This window comes from Parablautia sp. Marseille-Q6255 (genome assembly GCF_951230155.1).
Classification (GTDB): domain Bacteria; phylum Bacillota; class Clostridia; order Lachnospirales; family Lachnospiraceae; genus Choladousia.
On record NZ_CATNVD010000010.1, the window covers coordinates 145,776 to 164,840 of the forward strand.

16 protein-coding genes, 1 rRNA gene and 3 pseudogenes are annotated in these 19,065 nt (G+C 43.8%); 8 read left to right on the top strand and 12 right to left on the bottom strand.

Translation table 11 applies throughout. The features are described from left to right. Positions 1-150 precede the first annotated feature (150 nt). Positions 151-1,650: a carboxypeptidase M32 gene (locus QOX44_RS09395; RefSeq protein WP_283682842.1), complete on the top strand. Its 1,500-nt coding sequence runs from the start codon at positions 151-153 to the stop codon at positions 1,648-1,650. Between the two features lie 59 nt (positions 1,651-1,709). On the opposite strand, the gene treC is transcribed toward QOX44_RS09395, so the two are convergent. Both treC and treP read right to left on the bottom strand, forming a co-directional pair. Then, a complete protein-coding gene (gene treC / locus QOX44_RS09400; RefSeq protein WP_283682843.1) occupies positions 1,710-3,371 on the bottom strand; it encodes an alpha,alpha-phosphotrehalase in 1,662 nt (553 codons plus the stop codon). A 74-nt stretch (positions 3,372-3,445) separates the two neighbouring features. Next, a complete protein-coding gene (treP, locus tag QOX44_RS09405; RefSeq protein WP_283682844.1) occupies positions 3,446-5,353 on the bottom strand; it encodes a PTS system trehalose-specific EIIBC component in 1,908 nt (635 codons plus the stop codon). Positions 5,354-5,543: 190 nt separating this feature from the next. On the opposite strand from treP, the gene QOX44_RS09410 reads away from it, so the two are divergent. Continuing rightward, positions 5,544-6,275 (top strand): UTRA domain-containing protein, encoded by a 732-nt coding sequence (locus QOX44_RS09410; RefSeq protein WP_283682845.1) that lies wholly within the window; start codon positions 5,544-5,546, stop codon positions 6,273-6,275. 231 nt (positions 6,276-6,506) lie between these two features. Here QOX44_RS09410 and QOX44_RS09415 read toward each other — a convergent pair whose 3' ends face one another. From QOX44_RS09415 to QOX44_RS09440, 6 genes are all read right to left on the bottom strand, one after another. After that, complete coding sequence (locus tag QOX44_RS09415; protein WP_283682846.1) at positions 6,507-7,712, bottom strand: hypothetical protein; 1,206 nt, start codon at positions 7,710-7,712, stop codon at positions 6,507-6,509. Positions 7,713-7,781: 69 nt separating this feature from the next. Next, on the bottom strand, positions 7,782-8,339 hold the full coding sequence (locus QOX44_RS09420) for a hypothetical protein (protein WP_283682848.1): 558 nt from the start codon (positions 8,337-8,339) through the stop codon (positions 7,782-7,784). Positions 8,340-8,369: 30 nt separating this feature from the next. Then, positions 8,370-8,714 (bottom strand): DUF2185 domain-containing protein, encoded by a 345-nt coding sequence (locus QOX44_RS09425; RefSeq protein ID WP_283682849.1) that lies wholly within the window; start codon positions 8,712-8,714, stop codon positions 8,370-8,372. Between the two features lie 48 nt (positions 8,715-8,762). Beyond that, a complete protein-coding gene (locus tag QOX44_RS09430) occupies positions 8,763-9,212 on the bottom strand; it encodes a hypothetical protein (protein ID WP_283682850.1) in 450 nt (149 codons plus the stop codon). A gap of 89 nt (positions 9,213-9,301) precedes the next feature. Next, a complete protein-coding gene (locus QOX44_RS09435) occupies positions 9,302-10,414 on the bottom strand; it encodes a hypothetical protein (RefSeq protein ID WP_283682851.1) in 1,113 nt (370 codons plus the stop codon). Further along, the gene (locus tag QOX44_RS09440) at positions 10,411-11,145 is read right to left on the bottom strand and encodes a ribonuclease III (protein WP_283682852.1); all 735 of its coding nucleotides are present in this window, start codon (positions 11,143-11,145) and stop codon (positions 10,411-10,413) included. The genes QOX44_RS09435 and QOX44_RS09440 overlap by 4 nt, the downstream gene beginning before the upstream one ends. A gap of 132 nt (positions 11,146-11,277) precedes the next feature. On the opposite strand from QOX44_RS09440, the pseudogene QOX44_RS18315 reads away from it, so the two are divergent. From QOX44_RS18315 to QOX44_RS09460, 5 genes and pseudogenes are all read left to right on the top strand, one after another. Continuing rightward, positions 11,278-11,397, top strand: a pseudogene (locus tag QOX44_RS18315) (IS91 family transposase); the annotation flags it as partial. Between the two features lie 103 nt (positions 11,398-11,500). After that, positions 11,501-11,653 (top strand): hypothetical protein, encoded by a 153-nt coding sequence (locus QOX44_RS09445; RefSeq protein ID WP_283682853.1) that lies wholly within the window; start codon positions 11,501-11,503, stop codon positions 11,651-11,653. Positions 11,654-11,815: 162 nt separating this feature from the next. Beyond that, the gene (locus QOX44_RS09450; protein WP_283682855.1) at positions 11,816-12,427 is read left to right on the top strand and encodes a TetR/AcrR family transcriptional regulator; all 612 of its coding nucleotides are present in this window, start codon (positions 11,816-11,818) and stop codon (positions 12,425-12,427) included. A 118-nt stretch (positions 12,428-12,545) separates the two neighbouring features. Beyond that, a pseudogene (locus QOX44_RS09455) lies at positions 12,546-13,136 on the top strand (alpha/beta hydrolase); the annotation flags it as partial. 102 nt (positions 13,137-13,238) lie between these two features. Next, positions 13,239-13,349: pseudogene (locus QOX44_RS09460) on the top strand (cysteine-rich KTR domain-containing protein); the annotation flags it as partial. Between the two features lie 156 nt (positions 13,350-13,505). On the opposite strand, the gene QOX44_RS09465 reads toward QOX44_RS09460, so the two are convergent. Next, the gene (locus tag QOX44_RS09465) at positions 13,506-14,492 is read right to left on the bottom strand and encodes a diaminopimelate dehydrogenase (protein ID WP_283682856.1); all 987 of its coding nucleotides are present in this window, start codon (positions 14,490-14,492) and stop codon (positions 13,506-13,508) included. Positions 14,493-14,889: 397 nt separating this feature from the next. Here QOX44_RS09465 and QOX44_RS09470 point away from each other — a divergent pair, with 397 nt between their 5' ends. Continuing rightward, positions 14,890-16,101, top strand: coding sequence for an IS110 family transposase (locus QOX44_RS09470; RefSeq protein ID WP_283682197.1), 1,212 nt, complete (start codon positions 14,890-14,892; stop codon positions 16,099-16,101). Positions 16,102-16,210: 109 nt separating this feature from the next. Here the strand turns inward: QOX44_RS09470 and QOX44_RS09475 are convergent, their stop codons facing one another. From QOX44_RS09475 to QOX44_RS09485, 3 genes are all read right to left on the bottom strand, one after another. Beyond that, positions 16,211-17,602, bottom strand: coding sequence for a transglutaminase-like domain-containing protein (locus tag QOX44_RS09475; protein ID WP_283682858.1), 1,392 nt, complete (start codon positions 17,600-17,602; stop codon positions 16,211-16,213). A gap of 384 nt (positions 17,603-17,986) precedes the next feature. Continuing rightward, positions 17,987-18,541, bottom strand: coding sequence for a CDP-alcohol phosphatidyltransferase family protein (locus QOX44_RS09480; RefSeq protein WP_283682859.1), 555 nt, complete (start codon positions 18,539-18,541; stop codon positions 17,987-17,989). A 318-nt stretch (positions 18,542-18,859) separates the two neighbouring features. Beyond that, positions 18,860-19,065: ribosomal RNA gene (locus tag QOX44_RS09485) — 23S ribosomal RNA — on the bottom strand; the annotation flags it as partial.

The window sequence follows — 19,065 nt, forward strand, 5'->3', positions numbered from 1 at the left end:
TGACAAAAGACCATTTTTCATGATACTCTTCCCTTATCTTCTGTATAAAATCACAGATTTTACAGACAATACATCGCGTCAGTATCGCAGGAAAACCAGTTCACAGCCTCATAGACAGCTGCATTCTGACGCTGCAAAGGAGAACCGACTATGAATGAAAAGCTTCAAAAACTGACAGATTACATGAAAAAATTCCAGCAGTTCAACACCATCAACGCACTGCTCTACTGGGACCTCTCGACTGCTACTCCGGAAAAAAGTACCGAATCAAAAATGGATGCGATCGGCTACTTTTCCACCGAAGCGTTCCGTCTCTCGACTTCTGAAGAATACGGCGCGCTCTTAAAAGAGCTTTCCGAACCTGAGACATTTGATGCGCTCGATGATGCCTGGAAGGTTACAGTTCGCCGCGAGCTGCGCGATTATGAACGGTTTCTTCGCGTGCCGGAGGATTTTTTTACTGAATACGTAACGCTCAAGGCACGCTCCCAAAATGCCTGGAAATCCGCAAAAAAGACGAACGATTACGCTCTCTATGCCCCTTATCTTGATCAGCTGATCTCCATGACGAAACAGTACGTGCACTACATGGAGCCAGACAAAGATCCGTATGAGGTACTGCTCGACCAGTATGAGGAAGGCATCGACAGCCAGACGATCGACCGCATCTTTGACGAGTTAAAGGAAGGGCTTCGTCCGCTTCTTGAGAACATCCAGACTGCAAAACAGCCGGATCTTTCCGCGTTAAAGGGAACGTACGATATTTCCGCTCAGAAAAAGGTGCAGGATCTGCTTCTTACCTACATCGGTTTCGATTTTTCACATGGAACGACAGGAGAGAGCGAGCATCCATTTACCACGGAGATCGGCTGTGATGACGTGCGCGTCACCAATCATTTCAAGGAAGACGATCCGATCTCTGCAATGTTCAGCGCGATCCATGAGGGAGGGCACGCTATCTTTGGTCAGAACATCGACCGCGCCTATGAAAACACTGCCGTTATGCAGGTAAACATGATGGGACTCCACGAAAGTCAGTCAAGATTTTTTGAAAATATCCTCGGCCGCAATATAAACTTCTGGCGTCCGATCTACGACAGACTCGGCGAACTGCTCCCGCAGTTTAAAGAGATTCCGCTCGATACCTTTTATCGTGCGATCAACTACGTGCAGCCGAGCATGATCCGCACAGAAGCAGATGAGGTCACATACTGCCTCCACATCATCCTGCGCTATGAAATGGAGCGCGCGATCTTCCGTGATGAGGTCACAACAGACGAGCTTCCGGCACTCTGGAATGATAAAATGGAGGATCTGCTCGGCATCCGTCCGGAGACAGACACAGAAGGCATCCTGCAGGATATGCACTGGTCAGACGGATCGTTTGGCTACTTCCCATCCTATCTGCTCGGCTCCGTCTACGACGGTATGTTCCGCGTGCAGGCAGAAAAAGAGCTCGGCAGTCTTGATACCATCCTTGCCGAGGGCAGAATCCTGGAGATCACCAAATGGTTAAACGAAAAGATCCACCGCTACGGCAGTCTTTATACTTCCCGTGAAGTGATCGAGCGTCTCTGTGGTACAGAAATTTCCGCAAAACCGCTGCTGGATTATTTTAATGAAAAGTACAGTAAGATCTATTCCCTGTAAAAACACAGCAAAAACCTTCGGCACGAACTCCGAAGGTTTTTGCTTTAGTCACCTGTCATTTACTCCTGTATTTCATTTTCAAGCACAAGCAGCTCATAAGGTTTCATAATATAGCTTTTCTCACCTGAAATCTTCTCCCTGCCCGCATAATTGTTCAGCAAGATTTTGAAATCGCACCATGCATCGCTTATCGCTACTTCCTGTTTTTCTTTGCCAAGATTGCAGAACACTATTATTTTCTGTTCTCCCAGCTTCCGCTCATATGCCAGAATCATGTTGTTTCCTGTTTCGATAAAAGAAATTTCTCCCTTCGCAATTACCGGATACGTTTTTCTCACAGAGATCAGTTGCTTATAAAAATTAAGGATCGAGTCCTCGTCTTCTCTTTGCTGCGCTACTGTAATTTCCGGCCGAAAGGCCGCTGACATCGCAAGCCACGGTTCAACCTCAGAAAAACCTCCGTATTGCTCTGCGTCCCACTGCATAGGAGTCCTGCTGTTATCTCTTGATCTTGCCGCCAGTATCTCCAAAGCTTCCTGCTTCGTCTTTCCCTTTTTCAGAAGAATCTGATAATAATTCAGACTCTCTACGTCTTTATACAGATCAATCGACGGATAGTGGGCATTCAGCATTCCTATCTCTTCACCCTGATAAATGTAAGGGGTTCCCCGCATCAGATGGATCATTCCTGCCAACATCTTTGCTGACTCTTTCCAGTAAGTATCTTCATCGCCCATCCGGCTTACAATACGTGGCTGATCATGGTTACACCAGAACAAAGCGTTCCACCCTCCTCCTGTCTGCATTCCCATCTGCCATTTTTCAAAAAGCGCCTTCAGTGCTTTATAATCGGTCGGCATCAGAGCCCATTTATCGCCATTTTTGTAATCCACCTTCAGATGATGGAAATTAAAGCACATGGAAAGCTCCTTTTCCTCCGGTGCTGAATACTTAATACAATTCTCCAGCGTTGTGGATGACATTTCCCCCACTGTGACAAAATTTTCAATTCCAGTATCATGAACCATCTCTTTTAGGTATTCATGAATATGCGGACCATCTGTGTAAAATCTGCGTCCATCACCCTCGCAATCATCAATCATCTCCTCGGGCTTAGATACGAGGTTGATCACATCAAATCGAAATGCACGGATTCCCTTTTCTTTCCAGAACCGCAAAATCTCTTTTAATTCTTCCCGCACCTGCGGATTATCCCAGTTCAGATCTGCCTGCGTCACATCATACAGACGCAGATACCATTTTTTCAGATGAGGAACGTATTCCCATGCAGGACCGCCAAATTTTGACTGCCAGTTAGTAGGAGGCTGATCAGGTGTTCCTTCCTTAAAGATATAATAGTTCTGATATTTTTGCTCTCCTTCCAGAGCTCTTTTAAACCACTCGTGCTGTGTCGACGTGTGATTAAACACCATATCAAGCATCAGCCCGATCCCATGCTTTGCACTCTGTTCGACCAGCCGTTCCAGATCTTCCATTGTACCGAATTTAGGATCTATATTCCTGTAGTCTGCTACATCATAGCCGTTGTCCCGCTGCGGAGAAATAAAAAATGGGGTAAGCCAAAGATAGTCCACACCTAAATCCTGCAGATAATCTAATCGTTCTATCACTCCTGGAATATCCCCGAATCCATCTCCGTTCGTATCCTGAAAAGACTTCGGATAAACCTGGTACACTACTTTATCACTAAAATCTGACATGTTATCCCTCCCTGATATTACACTTTTTGATGCTTTCCTGAAATTAATCTTTTTAATGTCTGCCTAACTGCGCTTTATTTGAAATCTACTACCACAGTCTCTTTTGCTTTTACCTCCATCCCCGTGTGGAACTGGATATCCTGCGCATTTCCTTTCTCCGTGATTACACAGACTGTAACATCGGGATGACCTGCTGCCCTGATCTTTTCTCTGTCAAATCGAATGAGCGGAGTGCCTGCACTCACCTTCTGTCCCTGCTCCACCAGATACTCAAATCCATCTCCCTGCATATTCACCGTATCGATTCCGATATGCAGCAGCACTTCCATGCCATTTTCAAGCCTCAGTCCACACGCATGCTTCGAATCCTGCATCAGTACGATAACCTCTGCATCGACCGGTGCATACAATGTATCATTTTGCGGAAGGATCGCCATTCCGTCACCTACGATCCCTTCAGAGAAAACACCGTCTCCCACTTCTGCCAGAGAAATCGCTTTTCCCGTCAAAAATGCAGTAAACGCCTGCTGCATTGTCTCAGCTGACCCTGCCGTTTTGTCATCCGTTTTATTGGTCATCCTCTTTCTTCCTGCAACAACTGTCAATAAGAACGGAACCACAACTGCGATTGCCATGCAGAGCGCAAAGTACAGCATATACGGTGTCTGGATAGACAAGATGCCCGGGATACCGCCTACTCCAATGGCATTTGCCGTTGTCCCCGTCGCTACACAGATGACTGCAGCAATGCCAGAACCGATCATGCCACAGATAAACGGAAATCCTTTCTTCAAGTTCACACCAAAAATCGCCGGCTCCGTAACACCGAGATAGCAGGAAATACATGCCGGAATATTTACTTCCTGCGCCTTTGCATCTTTTCGCTGCAGCCAGACCATTCCAAGGACCGCCGATCCCTGTGCAATATTGGACAGTGCGATCATAGGCCAGAGCATGGTGCCGCCATAATCAGCGATCAGCTGCAGGTCAATGGCATTTGACATATGATGAAGTCCTGTGATAACAAGCGGCGCATAGATCACGCCAAAGACTGCTCCAAATACGACCTTAAATGTCCCTGTAATTCCTGTAAATACCACTGAGGAGATCGCTTCCCCAATCTTCCAGCCAATCGGACCCAATATAAAATGCGCCGCCATGACAGATAAAAGCAGACTGCAAAACGGAACAACAATCATCGATACCACCTGCGGTGTAATCCTGCGGAAGAATTTTTCCAGATAAACAAGCATAAACGCCGCCAGAATGGCCGGAAGTACCTGACCCTGATAACCGATCATATTAATCTGGAAGCTCCCGAAATCCCACTTCGGAATGTCCGCCGCCGCAGTTTCTGCAACCGAGTAAGCATTCAGCAACTGACCGGAAACAAGTGTCAGACCAAGGACAATACCAAGCATCTGCGTCGTTCCCATCTTCTTTGTCACAGACCAGCAGATACCGACCGGAAGCATATGAAAAATCGCCTCACCGATCAGCCACAGGAAGCTGTCGATTCCAGTCCAAAACTGGCTGATATCACACAGCGTCTTTGTCCCATTTTCAAAGAAATAAATGCTGTCGATACAGTTTCGAAATCCAAGAATCAGTCCGCCCGTAATAATCGCCGGGAGCAACGGAGCAAAAATCTCCGCTAATGTTGCCACTGCTCTTTGCAGGAACGTCTGATTCTGTTTCGCCGCTTGTTTTACTGCATCCTTTGATACACCTTCGACTCCTGCCACCGTCACAAACTCATCGTAAAAATCAGCAACTGTATTTCCGATAATCACCTGAAACTGTCCGGACTGCGTAAAGCTGCCCTTTACAGACTGCAATGCTTCGATTGCTTTTACATCTGCCTTCTCTGGGTTTGCCAGGACAAACCGCATTCTCGTCATGCAATGTGAAACAGCTGCTATGTTTTCCCTTCCTCCTACGAGATGCAGCAACTGCTCTGCATCCTCTGCATACTTTCCCATGATCCTTCCTCCCTCGTTTTTTACTTGTCTGAACAAGTTGTTTACTTGTGTTATATCACACTTGTTTAAACATGTCAATCTCTTTTTGTAATTTGTTTAAACAAGCAGTTGACTTTTTTCTGCTCTGTTTTTATAATCTTTTACAGAAGAATTTTTCCATGTATAACGACTCCATTGAGAGGAGATTGATATGCCAAAATCTATTTATGAAAATATTTATCGGGATCTGAAGCAGAAAATAGAACAGAAAATTTTCGCATACCAGGAGCTTCTTCCCTCCGAACATACACTGATCCAGACCTATGGCTGCTCCCGCAATACACTTCGACGGGCAATCAGCCGCCTGGTGACAGATGGCTATGTACAGACCATACAGGGGAAAGGCGTCCGAAATATTTATGAGCCAGTAGAACAGACCGCTTTCACACTGGGTGAAATCGAGAGCTTTGAAGAATCTGCCCAGCGCAGTGGAAACCGTGCTTTTACAAAAGTACTTCTGTTCACCGAATTTGAAATCAATGAGAAACTCTCTTTATGCACCGGCTTTCCGATCGGAGCCAGAGTTTATTATATTCAGCGACTTCATTATCTCAATGATATACCACTGATCCTAAACCACAATTACTTTTTACAAGAAGCCATTCCCGGTCTCACAAAAGAAATTGCAGAAAAATCTATTTATCAATACCTGGAACAGACGTTGCATATGACGATCATAAACAGCAAGCGGATTATGACTGTAGAAAAAATGACGCAGATTGATGAGAAATACCTGAATATGAACAGCGAAGATTATAACTGCATGGCTGTCGTCAGCAGCCAGACATACAACAGCGATGGCGTGATGTTCGAATACACCCAATCCAGGCACCGCCCGGACTATTTTCGCTTTTACGATAACGCTGTAAGAAAACCTTTTTGATTTTGCAAAATTTTGATTGCTCCACCCGGGAAACCAACAGAATAAGGATATTTACAAAGGGGGCGCAAAATCATCAAATCAGATGACAGAGCGATACCCTCATTCTATGCACAGAAAAATCCGGCAAGATCCCTTTTGTTTGGGGATTCTTTCCGGATTTTTGACGCACTTTAATAATGCCTCTGTTTTTCTGACTTTTAAGCGGTCCAATATATGTAAAAAATAAATCTTCTACTTCCGTTCCCGTCCACTCCGTTTTTTCTTTCGGAGATCTGGCGGCGGGGAGAAGGTCTGAATATAGTCCTGCCGGATCGCTGTCACATCCTGAGAAAGAAAAGCAGCGACACGATCCTGTTCGGAAGTTTGCTCTGGGAAAAAGGACGCAAATTTCTGTGCCAGCTGTTCTTCTTTTTCATGCAATTTAAGTGTGCCTTCGTATCCAATCAATTCTTTCAGCACAGCAGTGAACTCTTTGTACCGGTTCTCTCGAATATCCAGATCGACTTTCGCTTTGGCCGTCATGCCGTTAAGGTAAAGTACCTTCAAGGACGCTTCGTTTCCTGACCGATCCATTGTAACCCATAAAGCGAGCTTTTTTGAGAGCAGCTTCCCGCCAATCAGCATAAAGTTTTGGCTTCGGTAAATTTCCAGATACTTTTTCATGCCCTCATCTTCAAATTCTATTGGTTCAAAATGTTCTCCATCCAACAGCTGCTCCAACTGTTTTTTGCTGAGAATCTGATTCAGTACCGGTATGTTCCGGTAAGGCGCGCAGATATAGCGCCTCATTTTCTGAAACAGAGCCACAACCAGAACTGCTGTACCAAGTAAAAACAGAAAAAGCTCTCCATCCATTTCGATTTTTCCGGTTGCCGTTACCCAGATGCCACGCAGAACCAGCACGACGCCAAAGCCCCACAGTCCGAAAATCAACAGCTTTTTCAGCGGATGAAAATGAATCCACTCAATAATCTGTACTTGTTGCTTGCCGCTCATCGGTTCATCCCGCAAAAGTCGGCGGGCAATCCACTGATTTAACAGTTGTGGAGTCCATGCAACGCCAAATAGAAAAACTGCAATACCGGCATAAAGGGCAATCCCGATCCAACCAATATCCAGATAAGACTCCAAAAGCAGTAAAAGGATAATGGGCAGAATCATGGTGAGAAAAAGTGGTAAAAATGATTTTTTGCGTCCCTTCTGGAGATTTAGGTCATTGAAAGCAGAAGTAATGCACAGGGCAAAAATCATCACAGCCGATATTCCGCCGGACACCCAGTTTTTAAGGTCACCAAAACGCATCACATGCTCGACTCTGTGCATATTCGGAAATTTCCCGGTAATACCTGCATAGAGGCAAAATCCCAAATAAGCCAGAGCCAAGAGTGCCCCTACCAGCTTCAAAATTGTTTTTCCTGAAAGTTTTCGTTTCTCCATCTTCGTCGTTTTCCTATAAAATCACTGTTCCTGTGTCAATTTATCCTTCTGTATCCCAAACAAAGCTATCTACCATGTCCCTGGCGCCTGTTCAGTAGTTTCTGATCCGCTGAAATTTGTAAGCTGGATCAGGCAGAACCCGTAATCCTTTACAATATAGTATTGCGTGGTGACAATATCGCCCTCGTCGATGGTAAAGATATAAAGCAGATCTCCCTGCTCGGTATAGGTTCCATCCCCGTTCAGTTGAGCTTCAATACCATCCAGCTGCATCAAAATCTGTTGGACGATCGCCTCCCGGAACTGCTCATGCTCATCCAGACTATATTTGTTCTTTCCTATATGGATGGAGATGTTGTCCGGCTTTTCATCATTTTCGTGACCTTCCTTTATGTAGAAAATCTGCGAATCAGTAGAATGCTTCTCAGATTTCTCCCATCCCTCCGGGACGGTATAAGTTCCGGGAATCGCATGATCTTCAGATGATATTTCGGTTTCGGAAGAAGAAGGTTCCTGCTGATCCGCCACAGATTCATCAGAAGGAGATTGTGACAATGAAGCCCCATTCTTGCCGCATCCAGCAAGGAGCAGCACCATAGTTAATAGCACAATCAAGATTTTTTTCATTCTCTGATTCCTCTCACTTTGTAATACTGGTTATATCCGTTTTCCGGTATTCGTGTCGATAAAATATCTTCCGGTATTGTCAAAACAGAATTCCAAATCCGTACCTACCGGCATATCATATACAGCCAAAACTGCCGGTTCAATGTTTGCAAGGGTATTAAAGTCTACAACTATGGAATTTTCCGGGTTATCTAAGTATTCCTGTGTATCATTATCCCCGATTGCCCGCCAGCCATTATCAGAAGGATTTACACTTTCCTCTCTAAAAAACCATTTCAGCTTAGAAGTTCCCTCATAAATTGATTTCGTGATGATCACTCCGCCAGCGTTTTCAATAAAAGTAATTTGTTTATTTTTCTTTTTGAAAAATCCCATTAGCCTTACCTCCTCCGTGTTTATAAGGCATTGATATAATCCGCTCTATTATCCGAGTTTGGAAACAATCTGGCAGAACATCTCAACATTTTCTTTCTGCATCTGAATATCAGAGCCAATCGCATTGTTCATCAAAGAAATTTTCATTTTTTCTTTTCCAAAATGCAGCATTACGACTTTTCTTCCGGGGAGCAGCCCACCCTTAACTTCTGCCTTTGTTATGCTGCTTAGAGGCAGAGAAAGCCGGTTTTCAATTTTTGAGACATTGACGGAATTTACAATGACCATATTCAAATGTTGCTCGGTAACTCCCATATAGCAGTAAGCATTGCTCAGTGCGCCCAATGCAGCGGCAGCGCCCCCCGTCAATGTAGAAAGTCCTCCAATCAGTGCATAGGTATCAGCCCCGGCCATGATGACCGCCCATAACTTGCACTGATAGGATTCGTTTTCGTTCAAAATGGCTTCCAGCATTTCATTTTTATCTTTTTCATTCATTGTAAGCATAATTGTTCCTCCTAATTATTGTTTTAAGTTGAGAACGCCGGATGCAATCCTTTGATATATGCACCCGGCGTTCAAAAGCATTAGTCTGCTTTCAAATTTTCGTCCAGGATCACCAGTTCGCCATTGCGTTCAATGATACCAGGCTGAACCACGACGATTTTCAGTCCTTCCTGCAATTCCAGATACTGTGAAGCATAACCCCAAACCTTGACCTGATCGCCTTCCTCAAGCTCAATGGCAGTGCTTACAGTACCATCTTCGTTCAAAAGCTGGTTAGAAATACAGTAGAGCTGGCCTGTTGTATCCTCTGCGATGTAGAGAGACACATCCGTGGCGAGCGGCGTTCCGGCAATAGATTTATATTCACCGACTTCTTCGCCCCAAATAGTACCTTCGCTGTAAAATCCAACGACCATATTTTCTTCATATCCCTCGATGATCGCATTGAAATCCTGAGCATACGGCTCCATCTCGGCTTTTGTAGTATCCTTGTAAGCGGCAATCTTTTCATCAGATACCTGTTCTTTTACTTCTTGCGGCTGATAATCCTTGTATTCAAAAATATTGTCCGAAGCAAGCGTGATTGCTGTGTAGTCATCATCCAGGATGACTTTATAAACAGCAATTTCATCATCATCAACAGTACGATTGATGTTGATATTTCCTGCGGAATTCAGTTCATATCCGTCTACACCTTCCAATGCCTTTTGCAAAGCTGCGTTGGACATCGCACAGTTGATCCCGTTGAGCGTTACAAAAAAATCAGGATTTTGTCGATCCTTATCGGCAGAATATTCCAATTCTACCACCGTTCCGCCCTCAGCAGGCTTACATGGCTCTGTCCCGGCATTTACGATTGCCACATCCATTTCCTGATCGTCTTTGAAAAGTTCCCCATAAATGCGCTCGCCGGGCTGCAGCGAAACCTCTGCCGCATCATATTCTTCCGTTTCCAAACTCCATCCGGCCTGTATCAGCTGGGAAGCTTCTAAAGGAAGCGTATAGTAAGTACCGTCCAGTACGAACTCAGGTGTCCCGTCATTTTTCAGCTGAGACAGAATAGCTTCATCCGTACAGCCTTTATCGCTTCCTTCAGCTGCCGAAGCCGATGTCTGAGGTTTTGAGCCGCATCCGGCCAGCATACTGCATACCAGTACACATCCTGTCAGTAAAGCAATCCATTGTTTTTTCATAAGCGTAAATCCTTTCTGCGCCGGATCAGCCAGAGAATCAGCCAGATCAAGCAGACTGGGAATGAGAACAAGCCCAAAATAAAAAGTCCGGCTCCAACTGATCCGAATATTGAGTCACCGGTGGCTATGTTGCTGATAATTCCGAACAGTGCCAGACCAAAGCTGAAAGAGAGCCAGCAAAAGAAAGCATATTTACTCTCTTTTGCGTTTGCGGGTACTCTTGATTCTCCCTTTTTGTTTCCAAGCTGGGTTTTTAGCTGTTCGCTTAGAAGTCGTTCCTGTTCCTCTAATTCGGTGTCTCCGATTGCCCTTGCGTAATCTCCCCGAAGCAGGTGATACCCTATTTTATCCTGCGTATTTTTGGCTCGATGCAAAAACTGCTCCAAAGTTTCTTCCGCTTCTGCCCAGCGCTGTTGTTCCAGCAGAGCGGAAAACCAGTTCGCTGTAATGATATTTTTGGAATGTTTGCTGAATGCCCAGGGACGCCAGCGATCCAATCCCTGTTTCAAATTCTCAAGATTATGGTCGCTTTGATACGCCACCACATAAGGGTTCAGTTTCTTTGCCAGCCAGCGTTCATATTTGCAATATGCGAAAAAGCATAGAGCCAACAGCGCAAGGAACACTACAACAGCAATCCACATAGTCTCGTAAGAAAAAAAGTGATCATAAATCAGGCACGCAGCTCCGGAGAGAGCCGCAATGCTGAAAATTGGCCATGGATTTCTCATAATAGCAATATCTCCAGTCATCTGTTTGTATAACGATTTCAATATGGGCAAATTGCCATATCTATATGCGAACATTATAGCATTTGCATGGCCTCCCGTCATCATTTTTCTACTATCCCACTAAGAATTTATCCGAAAACATTCATCAAATACATTGGGCGTTATTTTGGGCATGAAGATAATAAATACATAGCAGAAACTCTCCCGGCTATTGATTTTATCAAACGATTAATTCATCATGTCCCCGAGAAGCCTCGAAAAGCAAACATCGTTTTTACCGGAGTTTCAACCAATATTCTCAAGATTGTAGAGCCCGTTTTCTGATGATATGATAAAAAGAAAGGAAACCGCTTTCATGTTAAAAATGAGGATCCGCATGGATGATGATAAGATAATGACAGAGAAAAAATACTATTTGGACGGTATTTACAGTACAATCAATAACACAGATGTAGGACAGATTTTGCGGACATTCAAAATAAAAATGAAAGGCAGGGCGATTACCTAAGTGCGAGGGAGATTGTGAACGAGGAAATCATTTACACATAACAGACTTGAGCCAGAGGTGATATGCCTCTTTTCTATAATTTTAGGAATGGTCTTCTCAAAAATGGTCAATGGATATATAATATGCTTGTATTAACCGTTACGGTCAATAAGGAGAATGTATATGAATGACAAGTTTTTCAAACTTCCATTAGAAAAACAGAGGCGTATCATAAATGCTGCTTACAAAGTGTTTTCCGAAAACAGCTACAAAAAAGCACCTATGTCAGAAATTGCAGACGAGAGCGGCATTTCAAAAGCGTTGCTTTTCCACTACTTTACAAATAAAAAAGAATTATATCTGTATCTATGGACGAACGCTATTGAGATGACAAGGAAAGCAGTTGCAGAATACAAAACTTTAGAAACTGATGATTTTTTTGAAATGCTGAAAAGGAGCCTATTATCAAAGTGTTCGCTTATGCGTGAATATCCGCATTTATATGCTTTTTCGCTCAGGGCATATTATGAAACGACTCCAGAAATACAAAATTTCATTCAAGAAAACTATAATGATGTTAGCAAGGCAAGTGAAATGATAGTGTTTGAAAAGATGGATATATCAAAATTTCGGAAAGACATTGATATAAAAACAATGTATGCTGAAATCTTTTATGCTGTCGATGGATATATGCTGAAAAAATATCGTTCAAATTGTATTATACCAGATGAAATTGAGAAAGAAATCATTGTTTTAATTGATTTTTGGAAAAAGGTTTATACGCAGGAGGTGTGAACCAATCGCAACATAAAACAATTTTGGCACAAGGTGGAATGGTACATTATTGGATTATCAAAAATGAAAATGTATCAGACTGTATTTTTTTACGCATGGAGTAACCGCAGACCATACCATGTTTGAAAAGCAGATACCTTACTTTTCAGATAATTACACAATCATCTTATGGGATGTTCCTATGCATGGATTGTCAAGACCTTATCAGCAATTCAATTATCATGATACAGCAGAAATATTACACAGCATATTGCAGAAAGAAAACATTGAAAAAACATTTTTAGTGGGAATGTCTATGGGTGGCTATCCAAGTCAACATTTTGCTGCTTTGTATCCCGATATGGTAAAGGGATTTGTGGCGTTAGATACAACACCATTGGGACTTAAATATTACTCAAAATCAGACATGTGGTGGCTGAAGCAGGTTGCACCTATGGCAAAATGCTTTACAGCCAATCTTTTGAGAAAGAGCATGGCATGGTCGATATCAGAGAGCCGATATTCCTATCAAAAAATGTTGTCTATGCTAAAACCACTGTCTAAGTCAGAAATTATTCAGCAAATGCAGATTGCTTATGAGTATTTTATTGCAGAAAATAAAGATGTAGATTTTTTGTTTCCTGTATTGATATTAGTGGGTGAGAACGACAGCACAGGCAAGGTTAAGACATATTGCAAAGAATGGGCAAAACAGACAGGTTATCCTTTGCATTTTATAAAACAGGCAAAGCATTTTGCCAATGGAGATAATCCAGAACAAGTAAATAAAGAAATAGAAAACTTTATTATCGAAACTGTCCGCCAAGAAAGGAAAAATTATCCTTTGTATTGTCCGAAATGCAAGCAGGAAACATTGATTGAAGTAATTAATCTACAAGTAACAGTCATCAAAAAGCCAGACGCACAGACGCAGAGCCGATGAACTTGTGGAATAAACTCACAGATCATCGGCTGTATTCCCTCTGACTTCGTTTTGAAGTTTGGAGGATTTTTTATGTGCGGGCGCAAGCGAGTGTATAAAGAAAACGCCGCCCCACAAAAACAGGGCGGCAAAGACTGTTCTCCAGTTTTATCATGATTATAGCAAGGATGCGCGAAGCTCCTCTCCTGTTTTTGCGCTCAGATATGCCGGTGCGATATCGAATACGGTTCTGCAGCCTGTCTGCCCTTCCTTTGCAAGGCGGTAAGCTGCACGCGCATACGCTACGATCACACTGGACGTAAATTCAGGATTGGAGTCAAGCTTCAGACTGTATTCGATCAGATGCTTGTGCTCCTTTTCCCATCCTGTCACGCCGCTGCGCAGTACAAAACCACCGTGAGGAATGCCGCTGTGATTCTTTTTCAGCTCCTCTTCACTGATAAAATGAACTGTTGTATCATAATCTGCAAAATAATTCGGCATCGTTTTGATTTCCTGCTCGATCTTCGCCGCATCAGCGCCTTCCTCCAGAACGACAAAACATTCTCTCGTATGCTTCTGTCTTGTTGTCAGCACTGGATTCGTTCCTTTGCGCACCTCTTCAAGCGCCGCTTCTACCGGAATCGTGTACTGCTTCGCATCTTTCACGCCATCAATACGGCGAAGCGCATCGGAATGTCCCTGACTGACACCTTTTCCCCAGAATGTATAATCACTTCCCTCCGGAAGGATCGCATTCGCATACATACGGTTCAGAGAAAACATACCCGGATCCCAGCCAACGGAAATAATGCCCAGTTTATCGCTCTCCTTTGCAGCCGCATCTACATTTGCAAAATGCTCGGGAATCCTCGCATGAGTATCAAAACTGTCCACAACATTGAAATATTTCGCATATTCCGGCGTCTGCACCGGAAGATCCGTCGCACTTCCGCCGCAAAGGATCAAAACGTCAATTTTATCCTTCCAAAGCGGAGCATCCTCTACGCGGCATACAGCCGCAGTCTCCGTCAATATCTTTACATTCCCTGGATCTCGTCTTGTGAATACAGCCACAAGCTCCATATCCTTATTCTGGCGCACTGCACACTCTACGCCCCGTCCCAGATTTCCATAACCTAAAATGCCAAGTCTAATACTCATCCTGTTCACTCCTCTTTTTTATTTTGCTCACATTATAAACGCATTTTTTCCTGCACGCAAGAAAAACATCACAAAGAGGAAGAAAAAACAGCTCCTCTATTTATATTTTCCTCTCTACTACAATATAAATATGGTTAATATCCCTTACAGCCAGTAAGGAATTATCCATCTTGTTGCTTAAGCTGTATAATGATGGAGCAATCGGTATGTCGGCTTCCTTTCTTGGACTTCGCGTCCGTTAAGTAGACTGATAACCAGCTCCTCATTCGCAGCGTTCGTTTTATGCAGGTTGAATCGCCTTAGGCGCATTCGTGTCACACCACAGTAGATTGAATAGGCAATGAGTAAAACTGGTATTTATCCATTGCATGATCAATTTTTAAGGAGTGACAAATTTATGAACGCAGTAGGTATCGATGTTTCTAAAGGTAAAAGCATGGTTGCTATTATGCGCCCTTTTGGCGAAATTGTTGCTACGCCTTTCGAGATCAAACACACAGCCAGTGATATTAATTCACTTATAGAACTCATCAACTCCATTGAAGGTGAATCCCGCATCGTGATGGAGCACACCGGACGTTATTATGAAGTCCTTGCCCATCAGCTTTCCCAGACAAATCTTTTCGTCAGCGCCATTAACCCAAAACTTATCAAGGATTTTGATAATGATTCCCTTCGCAAAGTCAAATCTGACAAAGCTGACGCCGTCAAAATCGCCCGATATGCACTTGACAAGTGGCAAAATCTCAAACAGTATAGTGTTATGGATGAATTACGCAATCAGCTCAAAACCATGAACCGTCAGTTCGGCTTTTATATGAAACACAAGACGGCTATGAAGAATAACCTCATCGGCATCCTTGATCAGACCTATCCTGGCGTCAATACCTACTTTGACAGTCCTGCACGTAGTGACGGCAGCCAGAAATGGGTTGATTTTGCATCTACTTACTGGCATGTGGACTGTGTTCGTAAAATGTCTCTAAAAGCCTTCGTAGACCACTATCAAAAGTGGTGCAAAAGAAAGAAGTACAACTTCAGCCAATCCAAAGCTGAGGAAATCTATGGAAAAGCAAAGGAGCTTGTTCCTGTACTTCCAAAGGATGAAATAACCAAACTTATCATTAAGCAAGCGGTTGACCAACTCAATAATGCCTCGGCAACTGTAGAAGAACTTCGCACTCTTATGAATGAAACAGCCTCTAAGCTGCCCGAATATCCCATCGTCATGCAAATGAAGGGCGTAGGTCCATCACTTGGTCCTCAACTCATGGCTGAGATCGGCGATGTTTCCCGTTTCACTCACAAAGGCGCAATTACAGCTTTCGCCGGTGTAGACCCTGGTGTAAATGAATCCGGCTCTTATGAACAAAAGAGTGTTCCAACCTCCAAACGAGGTTCCGCAGACCTCCGCAAGACACTTTTTCAGGTAATGGATGTTTTAATCAAAACCATGCCTCAGGATGATCCAGTTTATAAGTTCCTTGATAAAAAACGAGCACAAGGTAAACCTTATTACGTCTACATGACCGCCGGAGCTAATAAATTTTTACGGATCTACTATGGTCGGGTGAAAGAATATCTTTCGTCACTTCCAGAGTCCGAATAATCCCACAACGCTTTCTTTCAGACCAGCACTGATGTGGTGGTCTTATTGTGATACCCATTTTTTCAACCTGTATAAAATTATCAATTTTCAGCAATTTAGCCTTGACTTTTTATTTGCAGGCTACATATGGAAGTTCTGTCATCTCCACCAATTCCTGCTTTTCCAGTATCTGAGATCGCAGCAGACCGCCATCCTCATATTCAATCTCTCCGACCTGATTATCAATCTCATCTGCACGCAGAAAACACTTGGCAGGATGGAACTGTGCATGAATGTCAGAATTTGACACCATGCGGAATACATCAAGATTGCCGAAATAATAGTTCCAGCGCTCGAATTCTCCCTTGCGGTATGCACTTCCTCCAAAGGAGAGATCGGCAAATACCCACCCATATGGTTCTACATAAAACTGCGCCCAGTCATGCGGCCCTGTATACGGTCCTGTCACATACAGCCCCGACTGCCACCGTGCCGGTATTCCTGCCATGCGGCACAGTGTGATAAAGAGCAGCGCCTGTACTCCGCAGTCTCCCTTTAAATTGACCGCTGCATACTCCGCAATATTACTGATGCAAAAGTACTCCCGCATAAAAGAGTACATCACATGTGTCGTCACATAGTCGTATATCAGGCGTGCCTTACGGATCGGGTTCGTCTCCGTGCCGATAATCTCGTCGAGCAGCATCCACAGATATGGTGTAAACGCCATATGCGGCGGCTGTTCCTGCGTATAAAAAGTCGGCAGCGCAATTCCCTGTGCTCTCTCCGGTTCCAACTCTACATAGGAGAGGCGGTTCACGTACTCATATTCGATCTCAAATTTCTGATTCTCACGAAGTGTTGTCTCAAAATATACCGTCCGCTGCAGCGCATCCTCACTGTCAATAAACTTGATATCCAGTGAGGCGTGCAGCAGCTTCACATCAGAAATCTGCTGACACTTTTTCGGAAACGGCAGATGCACACGCACCTTCTCCCCGACGCGCGCAAAATCCTTTGCCGGCTGCACAGACGCGCGCAGATGCAGCTTCACGCACCGTCCGCCCTGTTCTTTCATTATACGGACATTTTTATTCAGCAGATCCTGCTTTCGCTCCGCTTCCTCCGTCTCATCCAAAACGAGCTGTCTCTGCGCATAATCCGGACGCGTTTTTATCAGATTTTCCAGAAAAAGCCGCTGAAAATGTACTTTTCCATTTATGTAGATCCAGTCAGCCTCCCCGCTTTCTTTCAATGCTGTAAGCTCCTCGTCACAAAAGTCCCGAATCTGCTCGTGCATCATAGATGCCGCCTGATCAAACGTATACGGATATTCCGAATCACCAAGCATCTTCAGTACATCCAGTTCCAGCAGAAGCCGCTTTTTCATCGTCTCTGATGTTTTCTCCCTGCCAAGCATCATCTGGATCAGTTTCTTTGCTCCGTCATAGTCTCCGTACGTCTTAAGCTTCTCCACATCCTCCGGCAACGGTACTTCATAATAGCCTAAATCATGATACATTTTCTGCAATCCTCCTGTTTTGTCTTTTTATTTGTCGCTGTACTTTGTTTTACAGTGTATTTTCTACAGTATCCTTTGTCGCTTCCTGATAATTTTACCATAGTATAGCGTCAGTGAACAGGGGACAACACGGTCAAAAATGTCCGAATTTGCGCTCCTGCAAAGCACAAATCGAACTATTTCTGATTCTCCGACCTCAGCCATCAGAATTTCGCATACTTTCAAGGCAAACTTACAAATTAGAAAATTAAATCATATTATAAAGATGCTTGCCCAACAGCAAAAATGTGGAAATTTTTTTCAATAAAAAAGTACAGCCATTCCGCTTACTGTGCTGTACTTTTCTAATTCTTATCCAATTCTTATATCTGATTTGTACCGAAATCACTTCGCCATCTCCCGAAATTCGAAAGCATATAAAACCAGAACGACTGCCATGACCACCATTTCTCCTAAAATCAGCCCATCTGCTATTACAGGAGAAATTTCAGGTATTAAGACCAATACGCCTAAAATTACAAATAACGTGGCAGTACATACTTTTCCATACCATTTTGCCCCATCCAGCTTCTTGCCGCGCCGCAGATTGACCAGTCCCATTACAGCCATAAATCCTTCCTTAACTGCCATTAATGCTACAAGCCACACCATACGTTTATATCTGGCACACAGGCATAATGCTATAGCAGCATGAGTCAGCTTGTCTGCAAGAGGATCAATAAATTTTCCAAGCTCTGTAACCATATTAAATTTGCGGGCCACTTTACCATCAAAAAGATCTGTGATCGTGGATACCAGAACAATTCCCGCAGCAAGATAATAATCTTTCATACTCTCTGCATTCAAATAAACGATACAAAAAACCGGTATCAGCAGAATACGGAAATAACACATACAATTGGGGATAGACCATATTTCCTCTTTTTTTATTTTTCCCATTTTTTACACACTCTCTTTCTTTGTATGATCTGCTTTGTAATTGTTTTCAATAACTGAAAAAAGCACCGCTTACGCGATGCTCCCCACATACCTTCAAAACCACATACAGAATATCATATCTTTCCGATCTTTACAAGTCTTTTTTACCCTTCCGATTGCTTCGATCAGCGTCTTTCCGAAAGTCGGATATCTCGAAAAATGCTCCGCATTTTCCTTCGATACCTTTGCTCCGCAAAGCTATGTGTCTACGCTCTCCCGTCCGGAACCACTTTGTGCTTCCTTCCGCTCTCGCGTACCCACATCCGCCTTTCTCCGTCTTTGGATAAGCTTGCGACCTATTAGTAGCAGTCAGCTCCATGTGTTACCACACTTCCACCTCTGCCCTATCTACCTCGTGTTCTTCAAGGGGTCTTGGGATATCTCATCTTGAGGGGGGCTTCACGCTTAGATGCCTTCAGCGTTTATCCCTGCCCGACTTGGCTACCCGGCCATGGTCTTGGCAAACCAACCGGTGCACCAGAGGT